Annotated in this window: 20 protein-coding genes, 2 tRNA genes and 2 riboswitches; of the genes, 12 read left to right on the top strand and 10 right to left on the bottom strand. The window is 61.8% G+C overall.

The genetic code is table 11. The annotated features are described in order from the left end of the window. Positions 1 to 74: 74 nt before the first annotated feature. Together JQ624_RS21545 and JQ624_RS21540 are read right to left on the bottom strand one after the other, a co-directional pair. On the bottom strand, positions 75 to 959 hold the full coding sequence (locus JQ624_RS21545) for a hypothetical protein (protein WP_249129967.1): 885 nt from the start codon (positions 957 to 959) through the stop codon (positions 75 to 77). 41 nt (positions 960 to 1,000) lie between these two features. Continuing rightward, positions 1,001 to 2,638, bottom strand: a complete 1,638-nt coding sequence (locus JQ624_RS21540; protein WP_212420898.1) for an alkaline phosphatase family protein — start codon at positions 2,636 to 2,638, stop codon at positions 1,001 to 1,003. A gap of 248 nt (positions 2,639 to 2,886) precedes the next feature. Between JQ624_RS21540 and JQ624_RS21535 the strand changes: the two genes are divergently transcribed. Then, positions 2,887 to 3,333 carry a hypothetical protein gene (locus JQ624_RS21535; protein ID WP_212420897.1) on the top strand — a complete coding sequence of 149 codons (447 nt, stop codon included), beginning with the start codon at positions 2,887 to 2,889 and terminating at the stop codon, positions 3,331 to 3,333. Positions 3,334 to 3,372: 39 nt separating this feature from the next. Further along, positions 3,373 to 3,759 (top strand): hypothetical protein, encoded by a 387-nt coding sequence (locus tag JQ624_RS21530; RefSeq protein ID WP_212420896.1) that lies wholly within the window; start codon positions 3,373 to 3,375, stop codon positions 3,757 to 3,759. A 56-nt stretch (positions 3,760 to 3,815) separates the two neighbouring features. Here JQ624_RS21530 and rlmB read toward each other — a convergent pair whose 3' ends face one another. Beyond that, positions 3,816 to 4,643 (bottom strand): 23S rRNA (guanosine(2251)-2'-O)-methyltransferase RlmB, encoded by an 828-nt coding sequence (gene rlmB / locus JQ624_RS21525; RefSeq protein WP_212420895.1) that lies wholly within the window; start codon positions 4,641 to 4,643, stop codon positions 3,816 to 3,818. A 205-nt stretch (positions 4,644 to 4,848) separates the two neighbouring features. On the opposite strand from rlmB, the gene JQ624_RS21520 reads away from it, so the two are divergent. Continuing rightward, positions 4,849 to 4,934, top strand: a tRNA-Tyr gene (locus tag JQ624_RS21520). Positions 4,935 to 5,096: 162 nt separating this feature from the next. Here JQ624_RS21520 and JQ624_RS21515 read toward each other — a convergent pair. From JQ624_RS21515 to JQ624_RS21495, 5 genes are all read right to left on the bottom strand, one after another. Next, complete coding sequence (locus tag JQ624_RS21515) at positions 5,097 to 6,317, bottom strand: ABC transporter substrate-binding protein (RefSeq protein WP_212420894.1); 1,221 nt, start codon at positions 6,315 to 6,317, stop codon at positions 5,097 to 5,099. 263 nt (positions 6,318 to 6,580) lie between these two features. Further along, complete coding sequence (locus tag JQ624_RS21510) at positions 6,581 to 7,063, bottom strand: EamA family transporter (protein WP_212420893.1); 483 nt, start codon at positions 7,061 to 7,063, stop codon at positions 6,581 to 6,583. After that, the gene (crcB, locus tag JQ624_RS21505; RefSeq protein ID WP_312014462.1) at positions 7,038 to 7,343 is read right to left on the bottom strand and encodes a fluoride efflux transporter CrcB; all 306 of its coding nucleotides are present in this window, start codon (positions 7,341 to 7,343) and stop codon (positions 7,038 to 7,040) included. The genes JQ624_RS21510 and crcB overlap by 26 nt, the downstream gene beginning before the upstream one ends. Before the next feature lie 70 nt (positions 7,344 to 7,413). Continuing rightward, entirely contained in the window at positions 7,414 to 7,764 is a 351-nt protein-coding gene (locus tag JQ624_RS21500; RefSeq protein WP_212420892.1) for a hypothetical protein, read from the bottom strand. A gap of 341 nt (positions 7,765 to 8,105) precedes the next feature. Beyond that, positions 8,106 to 8,169, bottom strand: a riboswitch (Fluoride riboswitch). A 57-nt stretch (positions 8,170 to 8,226) separates the two neighbouring features. Then, a complete protein-coding gene (locus JQ624_RS21495; RefSeq protein ID WP_212420891.1) occupies positions 8,227 to 8,523 on the bottom strand; it encodes a hypothetical protein in 297 nt (98 codons plus the stop codon). 165 nt (positions 8,524 to 8,688) lie between these two features. After that, a riboswitch (Fluoride riboswitch) is annotated at positions 8,689 to 8,750 on the top strand. 134 nt (positions 8,751 to 8,884) lie between these two features. Here JQ624_RS21495 and JQ624_RS21490 point away from each other — a divergent pair. After that, positions 8,885 to 10,102: a cation:proton antiporter gene (locus JQ624_RS21490; RefSeq protein WP_212420890.1), complete on the top strand. Its 1,218-nt coding sequence runs from the start codon at positions 8,885 to 8,887 to the stop codon at positions 10,100 to 10,102. Between the two features lie 13 nt (positions 10,103 to 10,115). Further along, entirely contained in the window at positions 10,116 to 10,535 is a 420-nt protein-coding gene (locus JQ624_RS21485) for a universal stress protein (protein ID WP_212420889.1), read from the top strand. Between the two features lie 94 nt (positions 10,536 to 10,629). Here JQ624_RS21485 and JQ624_RS21480 read toward each other — a convergent pair whose 3' ends face one another. Beyond that, the gene (locus JQ624_RS21480) at positions 10,630 to 11,025 is read right to left on the bottom strand and encodes a YciI family protein (RefSeq protein WP_212420888.1); all 396 of its coding nucleotides are present in this window, start codon (positions 11,023 to 11,025) and stop codon (positions 10,630 to 10,632) included. 195 nt (positions 11,026 to 11,220) lie between these two features. On the opposite strand from JQ624_RS21480, the gene JQ624_RS21475 reads away from it, so the two are divergent. Further along, a complete protein-coding gene (locus JQ624_RS21475; protein ID WP_212420887.1) occupies positions 11,221 to 11,421 on the top strand; it encodes a hypothetical protein in 201 nt (66 codons plus the stop codon). 58 nt (positions 11,422 to 11,479) lie between these two features. Here JQ624_RS21475 and JQ624_RS21470 read toward each other — a convergent pair whose 3' ends face one another. Beyond that, positions 11,480 to 12,196 (bottom strand): ABC transporter substrate-binding protein, encoded by a 717-nt coding sequence (locus JQ624_RS21470; RefSeq protein WP_212420886.1) that lies wholly within the window; start codon positions 12,194 to 12,196, stop codon positions 11,480 to 11,482. A gap of 296 nt (positions 12,197 to 12,492) precedes the next feature. On the opposite strand from JQ624_RS21470, the gene JQ624_RS21465 reads away from it, so the two are divergent. The 6 genes from JQ624_RS21465 to JQ624_RS21440 all read left to right on the top strand — a co-directional run bounded on the left by JQ624_RS21465 (position 12,493) and on the right by JQ624_RS21440 (position 18,632). After that, the gene (locus JQ624_RS21465) at positions 12,493 to 14,895 is read left to right on the top strand and encodes an ATP-binding protein (protein WP_212420885.1); all 2,403 of its coding nucleotides are present in this window, start codon (positions 12,493 to 12,495) and stop codon (positions 14,893 to 14,895) included. A gap of 319 nt (positions 14,896 to 15,214) precedes the next feature. Further along, positions 15,215 to 15,288, top strand: a tRNA-Gly gene (locus JQ624_RS21460). A gap of 264 nt (positions 15,289 to 15,552) precedes the next feature. After that, entirely contained in the window at positions 15,553 to 16,299 is a 747-nt protein-coding gene (locus JQ624_RS21455; RefSeq protein WP_212420884.1) for an outer membrane protein, read from the top strand. Positions 16,300 to 16,696: 397 nt separating this feature from the next. After that, a complete protein-coding gene (locus JQ624_RS21450; protein ID WP_212420883.1) occupies positions 16,697 to 17,272 on the top strand; it encodes an HdeD family acid-resistance protein in 576 nt (191 codons plus the stop codon). Between the two features lie 7 nt (positions 17,273 to 17,279). Next, on the top strand, positions 17,280 to 17,564 hold the full coding sequence (locus JQ624_RS21445) for a hypothetical protein (RefSeq protein WP_312014461.1): 285 nt from the start codon (positions 17,280 to 17,282) through the stop codon (positions 17,562 to 17,564). A 39-nt stretch (positions 17,565 to 17,603) separates the two neighbouring features. After that, complete coding sequence (locus JQ624_RS21440) at positions 17,604 to 18,632, top strand: patatin-like phospholipase family protein (RefSeq protein ID WP_249129966.1); 1,029 nt, start codon at positions 17,604 to 17,606, stop codon at positions 18,630 to 18,632. The last annotated feature ends 3 nt before the right edge of the window (positions 18,633 to 18,635 follow it).

Genomic DNA, 18,635 nt, shown 5'->3' with positions numbered 1-18,635 from the left:
TCGACGCCTTCACACCCGAAGAATGCGCCAACTACCTTAAAAACTCAGGTTATCGAAGCTAATGCCATCACGCTTTAACGTACCGCTGCGGTGCTTGCCGTGCCAGGTCTCGCCATGCTTGCCGCCCCATGCTGCCGCGGCTTCTGTGCCCCCGAGGCTGGTACAGATCGGCCGAAGACGACGGCGTCGATTTCGCTTATCACCTTCTGCTGCATGATCTGGTTCTTTTCGATGGACATGTGCCCGACGCCAGGCACGTTCTGCACATTGATATTCTCGAGCTTGCCCTGGAATTGCCCGGTCTTCGCGACCGGTTCGCCGGCGCCGTTGGCGATGTAGAAATTTATGTAGCGTCCCACGCGCCCCGAGAGCCTGGTGCGAAACACCGAATCCAGGCCGATTGCCAGCTTAACGGGAGCGCCAAGCTGATCCAGCTTGGCGACCATGTCGGGCAGTGCGGTCGCTCCCGAAGAATGCCCGACCAGAACAATCGTTTTGATCCTGCCGCTCTTGTATCCGGCGGCGGCTTCGTCGGCGAGCGACGACCAGGAGGCGAAGTTCGCGACAGTGACCGGAATGCCCTGCGCCCGGAGCTGTGCCGCAATGTCATCGAGCCCCAGAGAAAAAATATTGAGCACGCCGCGGAGCAGATAGACATGCGCAGTCGAAGCTGCCGACGCGGAATCCTTCATTGCTCGGGCGGGACTTGCGCCGATCGGCAGGAGCAGCAAGACCGCGATCGCTATCGTTTGCAGTCGACGCCGCGATGCCTGGCGGAGAAAGGATGGCCAGCCGACAAATCCGGTGTCGCCGCGATATGGCTTCATGGCTCCCCTCGAAGGGCTGAGAAGTGTTTCCGGGCGACCGTAGCGTCCGCGTGCTCGGAACTGCAACAAGGGTAGGGTGAGCACCCGCAATTTGTCGACACGACGTGTCTCCGCCGCAACACCAATTTCCAAACCCCAGATCTGAACGCGATTCGCGCGTGCGAGGTCGGCTCTTAGGGTTTCATCCCGATCTTCTCCCTGATCGCCCCGAGTTCCGCCTCGTCCCAGATGCCGATCAGCACGCCGTTCTTCACCTGCAATTGCTGGGCGGCATACGCCGCGATCTTCGCGTTCGGCGTGGTGATGTGCATCCTCGGATGCAGCGCCCAGTCGAACAACTCCGACTGCAGCCGTGCCACGACATCGGCGCAGGCGGAGTCGGCGCCGCGGTCGACAAATTCCTGCGGGTCGCTTTCGAGGTCATAGAGCATCGGCCGGAAGCCGGAGGCGTGGATGTATTTCCAGCGGCCGTCGAACACCATGAACAGCCGGCAGCGCTCGATCGGCTGGTTCAGCATCACGCGGACGTCCTGCATGGCGTAGTCGTACTCGGAGAACACCACCTTGCGCCAGTCTGCAGGCTTGTCGCCATGCAGGAGCGGCAGCAGCGAACGTCCCTCCAGAATGTGATCCGGCGGATCGCTGCCGAAATAATCGATGAAGGTCGGCGCCAGGTCGATCGCCTCGACCAGCGCATCGCTCACGGTGCCGCGCGTGCTGTCGGCGGACGCCGATGGATCGATCACGATCAGCGGAATCTTGGCCGATTGCTCGTGGAACAGATCCTTCTCGCCCATCCAGTGATCGCCGAGATAGTCGCCATGATCGGAAGTGAACACGATCATGGTAGTGTCGAGCAGGCCGCGCGCTTCGAGGAAGCGCATCAGGACGCCCATCTGGTCGTCGATCTGCTTGATCAGGCCCATATAGGTCGGAATGACTTTATCGCGCGCCTCGTTGCGCGACATGTTGCGGGAGTAGCGCATGTCCATATAGGCGGCGAATACCGGATGCGCGTTGGCGCGCTCCTCCTGCGAGCGGATCACCTGCTTCACGTCCTGCGGACCGTACATGCTGGCGTAGGGCTCCGGCGCGATATAGGGCCAGTGCGGCTTGATGTAGGACAGATGCAGGCACCACGGCCGGCCGTCGTCTTCCGCTTCCGCGATGAACTCCATCGCGCGCCGCGTCATGTAGGGCGTTTCGGAATGTTCGTCGGGCACGCGCGCGGCCTTGTCGGCGTGAACCAGGAGCCAGCCGTTTTGCAAGGTCCCGTCATCAGCCGCGCCGGAATTGGCCCAGTGCTCCCACGGATTGGGCGCGTCATAGCCATGCGCGCGCAGATAATTGTCATAGGCCGGGCGCGGCCGTCCGGTCGGATGCAGGCCGTCGTCGCGCTCATAGGGCTCGAACCCGCATTCCGACACATGCACGCCGATGATCGAGTCCTGGGGGATGCCGAGATTCTTCAGGCCTTCGAGGTCGGGAGCCATATGCGTCTTGCCGACCAGCACGTTGCGGACGCCGATCTTCTTCAGGTGATCGCCGAGCGTCGGTTCGCCTATGCGCAGCGGCCAGCCGTTCCAGTGCGAACCGTGTGAGCGCATGTAGCGGCCGGTATAGAACGACATCCGCGACGGGCCGCAGATCGGCGACTGCACATAGGCGTTGGAAAACAGCACGCCGCGCCTGGCCATCGCATCGATGTTCGGCGTCTTCAGCACGGGGTGCCCGGTGCAGCCGAGATAGTCGTAGCGAAGCTGGTCGCACATGATCCAGAGCACGTTCTTCGCAGGCTTTTTGGTCGTCATTTCAGGCATTTCGGCTGGAGTTCGAAGGAAGCGGGAGAGGACGGGATGGTGCGATATTGCCGCGCAAATGACAATCGGGCGGGCGGCCGGGGCTGGGGGGCGTTAACGTTTGGATAGCGTCATTTCTCGCAATTGAACGGCGATCCATGCCGGCGCGTTAGCCTTACCGGCAGTTTGGCCGGCCGCCTTAACCCCTGCGATGGCGTGTTGGATTAAATTGGGACGTGAGGCAACCGGGATCCCAGGCGATGCGCATCGGCGTCACATTGGCACTTTTCATCGCGACGAATTCGGCCGCCTTTGCCGGCGGAGGCTTCGAGATCGTGATTCCGGGCCGTCCCGGCGTACCCGTCATCATTAACGGCGTCGACGCATCCTATGCGGTGGTCGAGGGCGATTGGGGGCTGGGCAAGGGCACCCATGTCGAGCCGACGGTCTACGGTGGCCGCTATGTCGATCCGGTGCCGCGCGTCGGCCATTATTATCCGAGCGCAGGCCGCATGCCCGGTTATGGACGGCTGGAGATCGAGCCGCCGTCGAACCGCAGATTGCCGCAGCCGGCCGAGAGTTATCACGAGTCCTGGTCGGCGCAGTCGGCGCCGCTGCCGGCGCAATCGAACGTCCCCATCGATCCGCCCGCAATCATCTACGCGCCGCAGGATGACCGGCGCAGGCCGCCGCCTTTTCCACGCTAAGAAAATCAAGTCAACGAAAAACACCGACAGGAGAGAGTTATGCGTCATTTGATTAAAGGATTGATCGCCGCAGTCGCCGTCATGGCCGCAGCGCCCGCGATGGCCTGCGGTTACACCCCTTGCGCGCAGCCGGTCTATGTCGCGCCGGTCGCGGCCTATGCAGGCTGCAATCCCTGCGGCGGCTGGGTCCGTGAACGACTGCCCGATCCGGAGCAGCAATACTATTACGTCAACCAGGGCCCGACCTATACCGGTCCCGGCAATCTTGCGCCGTATCCGGTCTATCGCGAAGGCTCGATCTCCGGCTACGGCTATGGCTACAACCGGCCGTATCACCATCGCGCGCACCGCTATTATCACCGGCACCATCACGGCTACGCGGCGCGTTTTTACCACGGCCAGCGCGTGCTGCGCCGCTACTACTGATCTCACGGTAGTTTGCAAGTTTCAGCGCCCGCTCGCTTCCCGCGAGCGGGCGCTTTTCATTTCATCAAGCCTAACCGGCTGGCGCCGATATAGAGCGCCAGCACCGCGGCGTTCGAGACGTTCAGGCTCTTGATCTCGCCGGGCATGTCGAGCCGCGCCACCACGCGGCAGGTCTCGCGCGTCAGTTGCCGCAGGCCCTTGCCTTCGGCGCCCAGCACCAGCGTCAAGGGCTGCTGCAGCGTCACCGCGCCGAGATCCTCGCTGCCTTCGCTGTCCAGCCCGACCGTCATGAAGCCGCGGTCGTTCAACTCGTTGAGCGCGCGGGCAAGATTTTGCACCGTGACCAGCGGCACCAGCTCCAGCGCGCCGGACGCGGATTTCGCCAGTACGCCGGTGGCCTCCGGGCTGTGCCGGGCGGTGGTGACGATCGCTTTCACCGCAAACGCCGCCGCCGAGCGCATGATCGCGCCGACATTGTGCGGATCGGTGATCTGGTCGAGCACCAGCACGATGCCTTCCTGCGGCAGCGTATCGATATCGGGCGAGGGCAGGGGATCGGCCTCCGCCAGGAGCCCCTGATGCACGGCGTCGGGGCCAAGCCGCTGGTCGATCGCGTTCGGGCGGACGATTTCAGGGGGAACGCGGGTGTCGATATTCTCGTCCGCCAGGCGCTTTGCGGCGTTTTCGGTGAGGAACAGCTTTCGGATCTGCCGTTCAGGGTTGGCCAGGGCCGCCGAAACCGTGTGCCAGCCATAAAGAATCACCGGCCCGTCAGGGCTCGAATCCCGGCCCCGGTGACCGGGCGGACGGACGAATTTCCGCCCTTTTTCGAAGGGTTTGCCGCCGCCACGGCGGAACGGTGGTTTTCGGTCGCGATCACTCATGGGGAGCTTGTGTCACGGGTCCCCGAATATGGCAATTTGGCCTCATCAGATGCGATTTTGGCAGGCTCCGTTGGTTGACTTTGCCATCCCGCTTCGCCCATAAACGCGCCGGTCGCAGCCGGTTTCAAAACGGGCTTTCGGCCTCAGCGTCATCCATGGTCCGGTCCTCCGCCGCTCGGGCGGCCGGTTCCTGACGCTGGCGGACGGGGAAGTGTCCCGAGTGGCAAAGGGAGCTGACTGTAAATCAGCCGCCTCATGGCTTCGAAGGTTCGAGTCCTTCCTTCCCCACCACGCTTCGCCCTGACGGGCTACGCGTGGCGCAGCCACGCGAAGGCCATCAGGCCGAGGCGTGTCCGGCGTAGCTGAAGCGCAGCGAAAGCGTAGACGGACTGTCGCCGCGCGTGACGCTCCCAATGAACTCTCCCGCAGACCGCCCGCTCAAACGCGAGCCTCCTACTTCTGAGCATTAGAGAAAGCCGTTTCGAGCACTTCGCCGATCGGTTGCCACGTCCGGCCGTCGAATTGAATTAGCCGCAGGTGTTTGATCGGCCGAAAGTTCCAGGGGCCAGTGCTGATTTTGATCCCGGGTAGCAGCATGGAGCCCTGGTAGTTTTCGAGGGCCGCTGCCTGCTTCATGACGTTCTCGCGAGACAGGTCATTGCCGCATTGTTTGAGCACTTGGGCCAATGTCTCGGCGGCGGCGTAGCCGAAGACGGCGGAATTGTCGTCTTTGCCTCCGGCCCGATTATATTTCTCAATGAATGCCTGCCAGTCCTTGCTGGCTTGTTCGTCCTTCCAGGCCGGGTCATTTGCATCCTTCAGGAAGGCGGCTGTAATGACGCCCAAGGCGTTTTCCGGGCCGGCGGGCTTTGGCGCCGTCGCGATCGATGAAGCCATTTGGTTCAAGATGAACACCGGATGCCAATTGAGTTCCGCCGCTACTCGGACGACTTTCGCTGCGTTTGCAGGCACCCCTGCAAATACAAAAATTTCGGCTCCTGATCGCTTCAAGATCGATACGTGCGTGTCCAGATGCTCATCTGCGATATCGTAGGCGATGTCGACCCTGATCATCCGGGCGATGTCACCGAGCCCATCTTCCAACCCCCTGAACAATTCCCGACCGAAATGATCGTTCTGCCAAAGAGCCACGATCCTTTTTCCGGGGTAGAACGCCTGTATGTAGTTGGCGTAGATCCGCCCTTCTTCCCGAATGGAGGGCTGCCAGCCCATTGTCCACGGGAACATCGACGGATCGCTCAGATGATCGTCTCCGGAGGCGACAAAGAGTTGAGGAATTTGCCTTTCATTCAAGTATGCGCGAACGGCAAAGTTTCCCGGCGTCCCGAATGAACCGAACATCAAGAGGACGTCGTCTTTTTCAATAAGGCCGCGCGTAAGCTCCAGCGCGGTCGACGGATCGGATCTGTCATCGTATGAGATGAAGCGCACCTTGCGGCCGTTGATCCCACCACGCTCGTTGATCATCTCAAAATACGCCGCTTCGGCTTTTCCAATCGCTCCGAAGACTTCCAAACTCCCGCTATAGGGCATCACGTTGCCGATGCGAATTTCAGTATCGGTCACGCCTGTTTCGCGCACGCGCTCGGTGATCGCGCTCAATGACGTAAGTGCCAAGACAATGGCAATCAGCGTTCGGGCCCAAGTTTGCATCGGATGAACTCAGTTACAAAGAGTGCAGCCGGATTTCCAAACCTGTGGGAGGCGCTTAGCTTGATTTAGATCAAACGCCGGGAGATTACGGCAGCGTGATCGTCATTGTCTTTGACAAGAGTGGATGAGCCTTTGTTCCGACCGCTGAAACCGAAAACAGGGCAAAGACCAGATCTAGCGGCAGGCTGGACCAAGTTCCCGCAAAACGCACGGTGAAGCTGACCGCCTTACTGATCTGCAAGCTTGTTGCCGAGGTACTGGGGCTAAATCCTCCAGGCGACAAGGATCGTGCCACTTGCGATCATTGTAACACCGAGCCAGTTCAGGGGCGTCAGACGTTCACCTAGAAACAACACGCCAAATATTGCCACTAACACCACCGAAAGCTTGTCGATCGGGGCCACACGAGCGGCATCGCCCAACTTCAGCGCCCGAAAATAGCATATCCACGATGCGCCCTTACCGAGACCAGAGAGTATGAGGAAAAGCCAGCTGCGGCCCGGGACGGACATGGGCGACTGCCAAGCCTGCGCAACTGTCAAAATGCCACTGAGCGCGAATATTACGACGATCGTGCGCACGAAGGTCGCGAAGTCCGAGCCGATGTCAGTGACGCCGACCTTTGCAAAAACCGCTGTCAGCGCCGCAAAAGCGGCTGACAACAAAGCCCAGAACTGCCAGAGGGCAAAGAGACCTGTATTCACAGCATTTCCTTGTATCTTAGGGCGTTGCCAGGCGCACAACATACATGCCCAAGAAAAGCCCGCCGATCGCGACCACGGCCGAGGCGACAACGTAAACCAGAGCAAGTCCAGGCTGGCCACGTTCATACAGCACGGCGGCATCGAGCGAGAACGTCGAGAAGGTAGTGAACCCGCCGAGAATGCCCGTCGTGAGAAACAATCGCAGATCCTGAGGCGCGCTGCCACGCAGGGCCAGCCATTCCACGATCACACCCATCGCGGCCGAACCCATGACGTTGATCGCGAAGATTCCCCAAGGGAAGGCCGTTCCGAACAGCCCCACACCAGCGCATTGAAGTAGTGACGCGCAACTCCTCCGAAACCCGCGCCAATAAATATAGCTATCGCACTTCTCAAGACGTTGCTCTCCTCAATTTCTGATCTCGATTCTGACGCATCCAGGCGAGCACATCAGCTGCCTTGCCTCGAAGAACGCGCAACGATTTTGTCACGCGCGGCTCACCTCTCATCCCTTCGAAGCGCCAAAGCTCGCTAATAATCACCACATGCCAGCCCTTGTGCCGTGCGTCGTTGTGAAGGTGAAGAAGCTCAAACGAAAACGAATAATCCCGGCCGCTGTAGCGATGCCGGTCACGCCGGCACGAGATGCCACAAGCTGTCCAAGCCGCTAAGTCCGAGCCCTGGCTTGGCGGATCAACGACGTACTCGATATCGGCAATGGTCCGGGCATTGCTAATGCGCATCTATTCGGCGCCCGCCTTCAACGGCGACCATCTGCGAAGCGGCAGGATCATGATGCATTGCCCGCTCGGATGCGCGCTTCCATCAGAGCTGTGAGAAACCCAAGGGCCAAGAGTAAGAGGACGAGGTGGCCCTCCGCTTCAAACACGAACGCTAGAAAACAAACCGAGAGTACAGCGGCGAGGGGAGCAATCGTGAAGCCACCCCGCCCCTTCAGGTAGTCCAGCCATCCAGGTGCAGTCTTTTGAATTGGCATCACGTCACCCTCAGTCGAGATCGGGCAACAAAAAACCCGCCTGTGGCGGGTTGAACCATGCTCCCGCCGAGACGGGCCTTGCAGCCCAGTCCAGCAGGAGTCATCAGCCCACGACGGGCGGGTATCGAGGGACTCCATCCCCATCTCTAATCGCGAGCTTAGGCGAACCCGTTAAATCGGTCAATCACGCTGCCAGTTCTGCCCGAGACTATCTCAGCGCCCCGAGCACCACGCCGGACGCTGCAATGAGGCCCAACACAATGACGGTCGCGCGCCACAGCAACTGCTGGCGGGCCACGCGCCGGTCATGGAAGGCCAGCCAGTCGCGTACAAATCCTGAGGGAATGTCAAAGATGACGGCAGGATCATCGCCATGATGGGTCTCGTGCTCGCAGAACATCGTCCTGACGTTCGGCACGCCCAATCGTTCAAGTTCGCAATGCCATTGCCAAGCGTGCTGACCGTTGGTCCAGCGATTTTCGAAGGGAACAGTGTGTGATTTCATGACGAGCCTCCAGAATAGCTCACCCAGAACCTCACCTCCTTAGTATAGGCCGCTTCGCAACGTGACGCGAGCTTGGCGTTATCGCGAACCTGCTGCAACGCGGTAGTCGGGGGCACTCGAGTTAGGTACTTCGGCCCTTGCGTTCGTCTCGGACACGCCTACTATTCAGATCACGGGGATGGAGTCCCCCAAAACCGCCTAGACTGGCTGATGACTCCTGCCACGCTGAAACGCGAGCAGGAGGACCCATGCCCCACTCAGCCAATCTGCTTTGTACGCCGTTTCACTCCACTCGGCGAAAGGCACCTCTTCAAACGCTTTGCTGGTCAGCCGCAGATCTCACGATCTCGCGGAGGCTATCATGAGCAGTACGTGGGCTTTGGCCGCGCTGTGGCTCGGTCTTGCACTGATCGCCAGCCTGCTGTCGATCTGGCTACGGATATCCACCGCGCTCTCCGAGATCGTCGTCGGCACGATCGCTCAACTTATTATCGGCGCGATGATCGGCTCGGCGATGCTTGGCACCGACGAATCCTGGATCAAGTTTCTTTCCGGCGTCGGCGCGATCGTCCTGACTTTTCTCGCGGGAGCCGAACTCGATCCGGCCGTCTTCAAACTCAAATGGAAAGAAGCGGCGACAATTGGCTTCGCAAGTTTTCTACTTCCCTTCCTGGGGTGCTCGGCCGCCGCTCGTTACCTGCTTGGATGGGAAGTCATGCCGAGCTGGCTCGCCGGTGTCGCTATGTCGACTACCTCGGTCGCCGTGGTTTACGCGGTTATGATCGAGTTCGGCTTCAACACCACGGAGTACGGCAAGACCATTCTCGCCGCCTGCTTCGTCACCGATCTCGGCACGGTCGTCGCGCTCGGCTTGATCTTCGCACCCTTCACTCTAAAAACGCTGGTCTTCCTCGGCGTCGGCGTCGTGGTCTTCGTTATTCTGCCCTGGCTTACGCCGAGGTTCTTCCGCCTCTACGGAAATCGCCCCTCCGAGTTGGAAACAAAGTTTCTTCTGCTCTGCCTACTTGGGATGGGCGCGCTCGCTAGCTGGGCTGACAGTGAGGCCGTGCTGCCAGCCTACCTGATCGGCATGGTGCTGGCGGGCACAGTCGGCAAGGACCACGCGCTGGTGCGCCGATTGCGAACGCTCACATTCGGGCTGTTGACGCCGTTCTATTTCATCCGTGCGGGATCATTTGTCTCGCTTCCAGCACTGATGGCCGCGCCTTCGGCGTTCATCTTCTTCCTGGCGATCAAAATTGCAACCAAGGTCGCCGGCGTCCTTCCGGTCACGAGGCTGTTCGGATCACCACGTGGCGAAGCCATGTACACCACTCTACTGATGTCGACCGGACTAACCTTCGGAACCATCTCGTCGCTCTATGGCTTGTCACACGGCATTATCGACCAAGACCAATATTCGGCGCTGGTCGCCGCGGTGATCGGAAGCGCGGTGATCCCAACGATCATCGCTAACGCATTCTATCTGCCGCGCCACCTGCTTCCTGAGTCCCGACCCCAGTCGGCTTCAACACGAAGTCACGACACCATTCAAACAATCCCCGGTCAGGCTGAATAAGTCGGAGTGTCCGATGTTCGCGACGATTCTTCACGCAAACGACGGTTCCGAGCAGGCCTTCAAGGCTTTGCGGCTCGCGGTTCAGATCGCCGAGCAGAACAAATCCAACCTCCACATGGTCTTGGTGGAGGAAGTGCCCTCGATGCCGGACTACATCGAGGAAATCAGGGAGACGACCGCAACCGCCGGCCGCCGTTATCATCAGGTGATTCAGAGGGCCCGCGCGGTTGCCGAGCAACATCAATTGACAATCCAGCCTCACGTTCTGGCAGGTCATCCCGTGCGAATGATTATTGAAGTTTCGCATCAGCTTTCGGCCGATCTTCTGGTGATCGGCGCTACCGGCCATTCGGCGTTCTATGAACGGATGATCGGCAGCCGGGCAGACCGCATCGTGCAGATGGCTCGCTGCCCCGTGCTGGTAGTGAAATGATGCTATGGCAGAAGCCAAATCAGCGTCTGTTCCGCGATGGCGGCAGCCCGGCCGAGTACGGCGGGGCTCAAGCGCGCGATCGAGTGCGGCTGCCTCAGCCCTGACCCGGTTCATTTGAAGTTTCCGGCAAGGCCTCGCCGGGAAGATAGAGCCTGATCGGGCGGATCTCGTAGACGGCTGACGGATTGACCCGGCGCAGGTCGCGGGCGATCCCGATCGCTTCCTCCTCGTCGGCGCAATTCAACACATATAGACCCAGCAACTGCTCCTTGGTCTCGGCAAACGGCCCGTCGATGACCATTCCGGCGCCCGGACCTCGCAAGGTGCGGGCTTCTGCCGTCGCGCCCAGCCGCGCCGCCGGCCCGAGCAGCTTCTTCGCGTTCAACCGGTCATGCACGGCCAGCAGTTCGGTCATCAGGGCCGCGTCCTCCTCCGGGGTCCAGGACGTGACCTCGGCTTCGACGTGATAGGCCAGCATGGCGTAGAGCATCGCTTTCTCCTTTATGCGCGGGGCCGGATTTGGCCGCCTTTCGAGGACGTTCGGGGGTGGTCGATTCCGACAAACGGAGGGCCCCGCGAAACAGTCCGGAAACACGATATATCGGATGGCCCTTGAACGTCGCCCGGCAGGCGCTCGACTGATGAGCAGAACGCGAGCCAACGCGCCCCATTCAAGGAGACGGTCATGCGACGCCAGCCAGCCACGATCATCTGCGATGCCGCCCGATGGCGTGCACCACAGCCGGCGTCGTCGCAGGCAGGCGATTGGCATGACGTCACCGGCCACCACCGCTACTACGGCAGCTCGGCCGTCAATGGCGGCGAGCGCATCGTCGAAGACCGCCGCGGCCCGCGTCCGCGCTTCGTCAATCTCTGCGGTTTCTGATCGCGCATTCAGGCCGCCGGCGCAGAACCGCGATCGCGCCCAACCAGCGCCAATTCCGTCACGGCTCGCTCAGCACCTGTTTGACGAGCGTCTCGCGCAACCGGGCCAGTTCGCCGCTCGCGTCCATTTCCTGCACGACGGCTTCCACCCTTCTGGCGAGATCGCGATGCCGCTGATGCAGGTAATGATAGATGTAGATCCGTTCCAGCGGCGGCGACAGCGCGGCGATGCGCGATTGCAGCTTCAATTTCCTGACGGCGGCGCGTCCGCTGAACAGATCCGTGACCATCAGATCGAAGCGGCCGGCATCGAGCATCTGGATCATGTTCTCGAGGCTGGTCGCGGCGGTGACGCGGCTCATGCCGCGCGTACCGGCTTCCGATGAGCCGACGCCGCGCACGATGCCGACACTGTAATCCCTGATCGAATCCCAGCCCTTGACGTCAAATCGGAGCGTTGTCGTGAATACGGACGGCTCGATGTAATTGATCGGCGGCGAGATCTGCACCAGCGTCGGATAGGTCTGCGCGAGGTTGGCGATCCGGTGCACCTCGCCGTCGAGTTCGCCGGCGCTCGAGAGCGCCAGGGCCCGCTTGCCGGGGACGTCGGCGAACTCGATCGAAATATTCAGCCGCGCATAGACCGCCCGCAATATTTCGCCGCCGACGAACTGGTCGGGAATGTCAGCTATTCTCGCGAGCTTGATGACCGATTGCGCGTGGCAGGGGATGCCGGTCACAAGCATCGAAATACAGATGAAGAGTATCCGCCGCATGAGCCACGCCTCCCGAGGCCATAGCCTTCCGCCGCCGTAGCCTGACACCAATCTGCCCGCCCGGCGCAAGGCGCGGGTCGACCGGTGTCATTTTAGCATAGGGCGTGCTAGCCTGCCCCGGATTCCCGTTGCAGGGCGCATAACGCGTAATTTGGCTCGCGCCGCCCGAACAGAACCGCGCAGGGCGGCTTGCGCGAGAGGGTCGATCAGGTCGAACGAAAGGCCGACTGGCCTGGACGGCTGTGGCTCCAGAAATGGCCGGAGCAGAGTGTGCCGCGATCCGGGGGAAGTGCTGCATGGGCAACGGTGAGAACGATTTTCGCCGCGACCGCGCGATGTCGCCCGTCGCCGCAAAGAACGAACTGAACCCGATACCGCCGCCGCCGATTTTCGGCTCCGGCCTGTCGCGGATCTTTGGCAGGTCGCGAAGCGGCATCGGCCTGCGGCTCCTGGCGGGCGTGCTGCTGTTCAGCTCGGCCGTGACGCTTACGCTCACTGCGCTGCAGCTCTATCTCGAATACGAACGCGAGGTCAGCGTGATCGAGTCGCGGCTCGATGAAATCGGCCGCAGCTATCCCGACAGCCTCGGCGAAAGCCTGTGGAATCTGGATCAGAACCAGCTCGAGCTGCAGCTCAAGGGCATCCTCAGCCTGCCGGATGTCCAGTCCGTCGAGATCCGCGAGATCGCCAGCCGCCCGAATCCGGTGCGGCTTGCACTTGGCCAGCGCGCCACCCGGTCGGTGATCGCGCGGGAATATCCGCTCGACTACGTCATGCAGGGAAGTCGCCGCCAGATCGGCGTTCTCCGCGTCGAGGCGACGCTGACCGAAGTCTATCGTCAATTGCTGAACAAGACCCTGGTCATCCTGGCGAGCCAGGCGGCCAAGACGTTCCTGGTCTCCTTCTTCATCCTCTATCTGTTCCACCTGCTGGTGACCCGGCACCTGGTCGCCGTCGCCGACTTCGTCAGCGGCTACAATCTGGCGCGGCCGCCGCCGCCGCTGCGGCTGGATCGCCGGCCGCCGCGCGAAGCCGATGAACTCGACAAGGTGATCGAGGCGTTCAACGGCCTTTGCACCAGCCTGCAGCATGCCTATGGCGACGTGCGTCAGGCCAATGCAAGGCTGGAGCGGGATCTTTCCGTCCGCCGGCAGGCCGAAGAGGATGTGCGGCAAAGTGAGCAGCGGTTTCGCGATTACGCCGAGACCGCCTCCGACTGGTTCTGGGAAACCGGGCCCGATCACGGCTTCACCTATGTCTCGGAACGGCTGGACGCGTTCGGCATGAATAGCGCCGCGCTGATCGGCAAGCGCCGCTTCGATGTCGCAGTCGACCCAGAGGCCGAGCCGCTGAAATGGCGCGCGCACATGGCGCTGCTGGAGCGGCACGAGCCGTTCCGCAATTTCGAGTACGACCATCGCGATTCCGCCGGGCGGGCGCGTCATGTCAGCGTCAACGGCCGGCCGGTATTTGCCGCCGACGGCCGTTTCCTCGGCTATCGCGGCACGGCAACCGATCTGACCAAGCAGCACGAGGCCGAGGAACGGTTGCGCCAATCGCAGAAGATGGATGCGATCGGCCAGCTCACCGGCGGCGTCGCCCACGACTTCAACAACGTGCTGACCGTGATCACCGGCACGATCGAAATCCTGCAGGACGGCCTGGCGGACAAGCCGCAACTCGCCGCGATCGCCCAGTTGATCGACGACGCGGCGACGCGCGGCGCGTCGATCACCTCGCAGCTCCTGACGTTCGCGCGGCGCCAGCCGCTGGAGCCGCGCGAGATCGAGATCAACGGCCTGGTGATGGAGACCGCCAAGCTGCTCACGTCGATGCTCGGCGAGCACGTCGAGATCGAGACGGTGCTCACACCCGACGCCTGGGCTGTGCAGGCCGATCCCTCGCAGCTTTCAGCGGCCATCGTCAATCTCGCGGTCAATGCGCGCGATGCCATGCGCGGCGGTGGCAAGCTCACGATTGAGACCGCCAACGTGACGTTCGACGAGGCCTCGGCTTCCGCCGACAGCGAGATGAAGCCCGGGCAGTTCGTGATGATCGCCGTCGGCGATACCGGTCACGGCATTCCGGCCGACATCCGCGATCGCGTGTTCGAGCCGTTCTTCACCACCAAGGGGGTAGGCCGCGGCACCGGGCTCGGCCTCAGCATGGTCTACGGCTTCGCCAAGCAGACCGGCGGCACCGTCAGGATCGATAGCGAGGAGGGGCGCGGTACCTCGGTCAAGCTCTATCTGCCACGCGCGGAAGGCGTGGCGGCGCGCACGGACGACGAGCCGCTATCGGCGCCGGCCGCGCCGCTCGGGCGGCACGAGACCATCCTGGTGGTGGAGGACGACGCATTGGTGCGGGGCTACGTGATCGCCCAGCTCGGCGGCCTCGGCTATCGCACGCTGGTCGCCAGCGACGGTGCGGCGGCGCTCGCGCTGGTCGACCAGGGCGCCGAATTCGATCTCTTGTTCACCGACGTGGTCATGCCCGGCGGAATGAACGGCCGCCAATTGGCGGAAGCTGTGATTGCGCGCCGTCCGGGAATGAAGGTGCTCTACACGTCCGGCTACACCGACGACGCGATCGTGCATGAGGGCCATCTCGATCCCGGCGTGGCCCTGCTCAGAAAGCCATACCGGAAGGCAGATCTGGCGCGGAAGATCCGCGAGGTGCTGGCCGGCGGTCAGCCATAGGCCGCGAACAAACAAAAGGCGCGGCGGGATGGCTCCCGTCGCGCCCCAATTGTTGTGCTCGCTGGTCCAGGGCTGAGAGCGCCCCGATGCCAGACCCATAAACTCAAGGCCTAGCGGGCGATCCCAGCGAGGTGACAGCGCTTGGTATAAGACACTGGATCACCTCCTTTCATTGTTGATGGAAATATCAATATAGGCGGCGAATCGGCCCCTGTTAAGGGCCCGGACCGGCCGATCGGCCGCGCCCCGCAGGATGTTCGGACGGGGGTCGGCGGGGCGGGTTGAGGGCGCCTGCACGGCGTGTTAGTTCAACACCAGCGCGGGTGTAGCTCAATGGTAGAGCAGCAGCCTTCCAAGCTGAATACGAGGGTTCGATTCCCTTCACCCGCTCCAAACTTTTCAAGTACAGCCCAGCAGAATTCCGCGATCGGTTTTTGCCGGCGCGGTCGTGCTCGACGTTGAACAAGCGGCGGACCGCCTCTCGGGTCGAGGTCATGCTGTAAAGCTTGTGCTGCGCATTTCGAGTTCCAATGTGGTTTTTGGGTGACATGATGTTGGCTCGGAATAGTCTATTTTTATCCATCGAGTTCGCATCCTCCGGAAATTGGATTTGGGAAAGTTGATTTTGATATGAGAAAGTTGATTCTGGGGGCAGCAATGATCATCGGCGGCACGGCAGCCGCCTCCGCGGCCGATATGCGGATGCCGACAAAGGCGCCAATCATGGCGGCGCCGGTTTTTAGCTGGTCCGGCTTCTACATCGGCGGGCATGCCGGTTACGGCTGGGGCGACACTGATGCGCGCTGGGATCCGCTGCCGTCGCCGGCCGCCTTCAACGCAGACCCCGTTGCTCGCAACCTCAAAGGCGACGGTTTCGTCGGCGGTGTTCACCTGGGCTACAACTGGCAATTCGCGCCGCAGTGGCTGCTCGGCGTTGAGGCCGATTGGACATCGACGAGTATTGGCGAGTCGCAAACGCAGGGGGTTAACTTCTTCGGCGGCGCCCCGGCTCCTCCGGCAAGCACCACCTTGAGCCGTGACGTCAATTGGCTCGCCAGCTTCAGGGCTCGGGTCGGGCTGCTGGCGACGCCGTCGTTCATGCTCTATGCCACCGGTGGCTTGGCCGTCGCCGACATCGACTATAATGGCCGGTTCAACAACAACAGCCTCACGTATCTTGCGAACGTCTCGTTGAATGAGACCAAAACCGGCTGGGTGGCAGGCGCTGGCGCTGAATGGGCGCTGTCGCAGAACTGGTTGCTGCGTGGTGAGTATCTCTATTACAGATTCGACGGCGCGTCCTCGCTCTTCAATAGTGCGGTGTTCCCCGCATTTCCGGTTCGCTTCAGCTGGGGCGATACCCAGATTCACACGTTGCGCGCGGGTTTGAGCTACAAGTTCTGATCCAGCGCTATTGGTTGCGAAACGCCCGGCCTTGTGCCGGGCTTTTTGCGCCAGGGATCTTCTTTCCACCGCTCACCCCATGCGTCCTTTTCGCATTCGGATCGAACACCTGCTTGGGGGCCATTGATCGCCGCGGGCATTGCGATCTCGGCTAGAGACGTCACGCTTTGGCGTGCTGTCATGAGCGCCTGGGCGGCTGTCTGCCACGCCGAGGGGGGGCTATTCCCTTCACCCGCTCCAAGCAATTTCAGTGACTTAGTCCACAACTCTCGATCTCATTCTGACAACCGTCAGGTGTGGTCCCGTGTAATTCGACTGAATACCTCTTCCAATTCTGCTATTATCTTCCATCCCTTGGAGACGAACGTCGGATAGGTTTTCACATCGGAGGACCGTCATGACCAATACTTCAGGCACGATAGGAGATCCCCAAGCCAGTTCGGATACAGCGCCGCTCCGCGCCAAGTCGGGCTGGATCATCGCACTCGGCGTCGTCTATCTCATCGCCGGGTTTATCGCGCTCGGCAGCGTTATGATGGCTACCGTCGCGAGCGTCCTCATCGTCGGTGTGATGATGATCATCGCCGGCGTCGCCGAAGTGTTCAGCGCCTTCCAGATCAAGAGCTGGGGCAAATTCCTGCTCTGGGTCCTGCTCGGTGCGCTCTACATTGTCGCCGGCTTCGTCACGTTCCAGAATCCGCTGCTCGCGGCCGTGCTGCTCACCCTCATTCTCGGTGCATCGCTGGTGGCCTCGGGCATCATGCGGATCTTCCTGGCCTTCAGCATGAAACGGGAAACGCCATGGATCTGGGTGGTGCTGTCCGGTGTGATCACGCTGCTGCTCGGCCTCTTGATTTTGGCGCGATGGCCGGTCTCGAGCCTCTATATTCTCGGCCTGTTCCTTGGCATCGATCTCATCATGGCCGGCGCTGGCTGGCTCGGATTGGGCTTCGGCCTGCGCCGCGTTCGTTGAGCTGGTGGTGGCGGCGGACCTGCGCGCCACGCGGTTGATCGACGATCAGGAGGTTCCCATGCGCTGGATCTACCTCGCCGTCATCATTCTGTTCGCCGCCGCGACGATCGTTTTCGCGCTGCAGAACTTCGAGATCGTCACCATGTCCTTCCTCGGCTTCAATGCCCGCGTGCCGCTCGCGCTGCTGGTCGCCGTCGCCTACCTCCTGGGCGCGGCGACGGGCGGCAGCCTGTTCGCGCTGCTGCGTCGATCGTACGAAGGGGCGAGACGAGGCATTGTGGGCTCGCCCTGACCCAAGGTGTCGTTTCATCTCCGGCCGAGGAGGATGACGATGGACAAAACAGCGCGCGAGCCGGTTCTTGTGGACCTCGCCTTGCAGGGCGGCGGTTCCCACGGCGCGTTCACCTGGGGCGTGCTCGATCGGCTGATCGAGGAGCCGTGGCTGCGGATCGAGGCGATCTCCGGCACGTCGGCGGGCGCGATGAATGCAGCCCTGATGGCGGACGGATGGACGCAAGGCGGCGCCGAAGGCGCGCGGGCCGCGCTCGATACCTATTGGCGGCGCGTGTCGCAGGCTGCGGCGTTCAGCCCGCTGCAGCGCTCGCCGCTCGACCGCCTGATGGGCCGCTGGACGCTCGACACGTCGCCCGCCTATGTCGCCATGGACCTGATGGCCCGCGTGGTTTCGCCCTATGATCTCAATCCGCTCGGTCTCAACCCGCTGCGTTCAATACTCGACGAGAGCATCGATTTCGATCGGCTGGCCCGCGCACCGATCAGGCTGTTCGTCACCGCGACCAATGTGCGGACCGGCCGCGGCCACATCTTCCGCAACAAGGAGATCACCGCCGACGTCCTGCTTGCCTCGGCCTGCCTGCCGACCATGTTCCATGCGGTCGAGATCGACGGCGAACCTTATTGGGACGGCGGCTATGCCGGTAATCCGACCCTTACGCCGCTGGTCCGCGAAAGCGATGCGCACGATACCATTCTGGTGCAGATAAATCCGCGCGAACGGCAAGACCTGCCGCGCACGGCAAACGAGATCCTCAACCGGCTCAACGAGATTTCCTTCAACTCGCCGCTGATGAAGGAATTGCGCATGATGGCGCTGCTGCGCCAGGTGGCGGACCCCGGACACGGCGAGGGCGCGCGCTGGGCCGGAATGCGCACACACCGGATCATGACCGACGCGCTCGCGGACTTCGGTGCGTCGTCGAAGATGAACGCCGAGTGGGCGTTCGTCTCGCTGCTGAAAGAAGAGGGCCGCAAGAGCGCCGACGCATTCCTCGACGCCCACGGCGAGGATATCGGCAAGCAATCCACGACCGATCTCGACGCGCTGCTGGCGGAATGCTGAGGT

It is taken from the genome of Bradyrhizobium sp. AUGA SZCCT0283 (assembly GCF_018130385.1).
GTDB lineage: Bacteria > Pseudomonadota > Alphaproteobacteria > Rhizobiales > Xanthobacteraceae > Bradyrhizobium.
This window is presented reverse-complemented; position numbering and strand designations above follow the sequence as displayed.

Coding starts and splice junctions, on each gene's coding strand:
- JQ624_RS21500 (WP_212420892.1), bottom strand. CDS start 7,764: ATGCGCATTAGCAATGCCCGGACCATTGCCGATATCGAGTACGTCGTT.
- JQ624_RS21495 (WP_212420891.1), bottom strand. CDS start 8,523: ATGAAATCACACACTGTTCCCTTCGAAAATCGCTGGACCAACGGTCAG.
- JQ624_RS21540 (WP_212420898.1), bottom strand. CDS start 2,638: ATGACGACCAAAAAGCCTGCGAAGAACGTGCTCTGGATCATGTGCGAC.
- rlmB (WP_212420895.1), bottom strand. CDS start 4,643: ATGAGTGATCGCGACCGAAAACCACCGTTCCGCCGTGGCGGCGGCAAA.
- JQ624_RS21450 (WP_212420883.1), top strand. CDS start 16,697: ATGACCAATACTTCAGGCACGATAGGAGATCCCCAAGCCAGTTCGGAT.
- JQ624_RS21455 (WP_212420884.1), top strand. CDS start 15,553: ATGATCATCGGCGGCACGGCAGCCGCCTCCGCGGCCGATATGCGGATG.
- JQ624_RS21490 (WP_212420890.1), top strand. CDS start 8,885: ATGAGCAGTACGTGGGCTTTGGCCGCGCTGTGGCTCGGTCTTGCACTG.
- JQ624_RS21440 (WP_249129966.1), top strand. CDS start 17,604: ATGGACAAAACAGCGCGCGAGCCGGTTCTTGTGGACCTCGCCTTGCAG.
- JQ624_RS21465 (WP_212420885.1), top strand. CDS start 12,493: ATGGGCAACGGTGAGAACGATTTTCGCCGCGACCGCGCGATGTCGCCC.
- JQ624_RS21535 (WP_212420897.1), top strand. CDS start 2,887: ATGCGCATCGGCGTCACATTGGCACTTTTCATCGCGACGAATTCGGCC.
- JQ624_RS21470 (WP_212420886.1), bottom strand. CDS start 12,196: ATGCGGCGGATACTCTTCATCTGTATTTCGATGCTTGTGACCGGCATC.
- JQ624_RS21530 (WP_212420896.1), top strand. CDS start 3,373: ATGCGTCATTTGATTAAAGGATTGATCGCCGCAGTCGCCGTCATGGCC.
- JQ624_RS21510 (WP_212420893.1), bottom strand. CDS start 7,063: ATGTTGTGCGCCTGGCAACGCCCTAAGATACAAGGAAATGCTGTGAAT.
- JQ624_RS21485 (WP_212420889.1), top strand. CDS start 10,116: ATGTTCGCGACGATTCTTCACGCAAACGACGGTTCCGAGCAGGCCTTC.
- JQ624_RS21515 (WP_212420894.1), bottom strand. CDS start 6,317: ATGCAAACTTGGGCCCGAACGCTGATTGCCATTGTCTTGGCACTTACG.
- JQ624_RS21480 (WP_212420888.1), bottom strand. CDS start 11,025: ATGCTCTACGCCATGCTGGCCTATCACGTCGAAGCCGAGGTCACGTCC.
- JQ624_RS21475 (WP_212420887.1), top strand. CDS start 11,221: ATGCGACGCCAGCCAGCCACGATCATCTGCGATGCCGCCCGATGGCGT.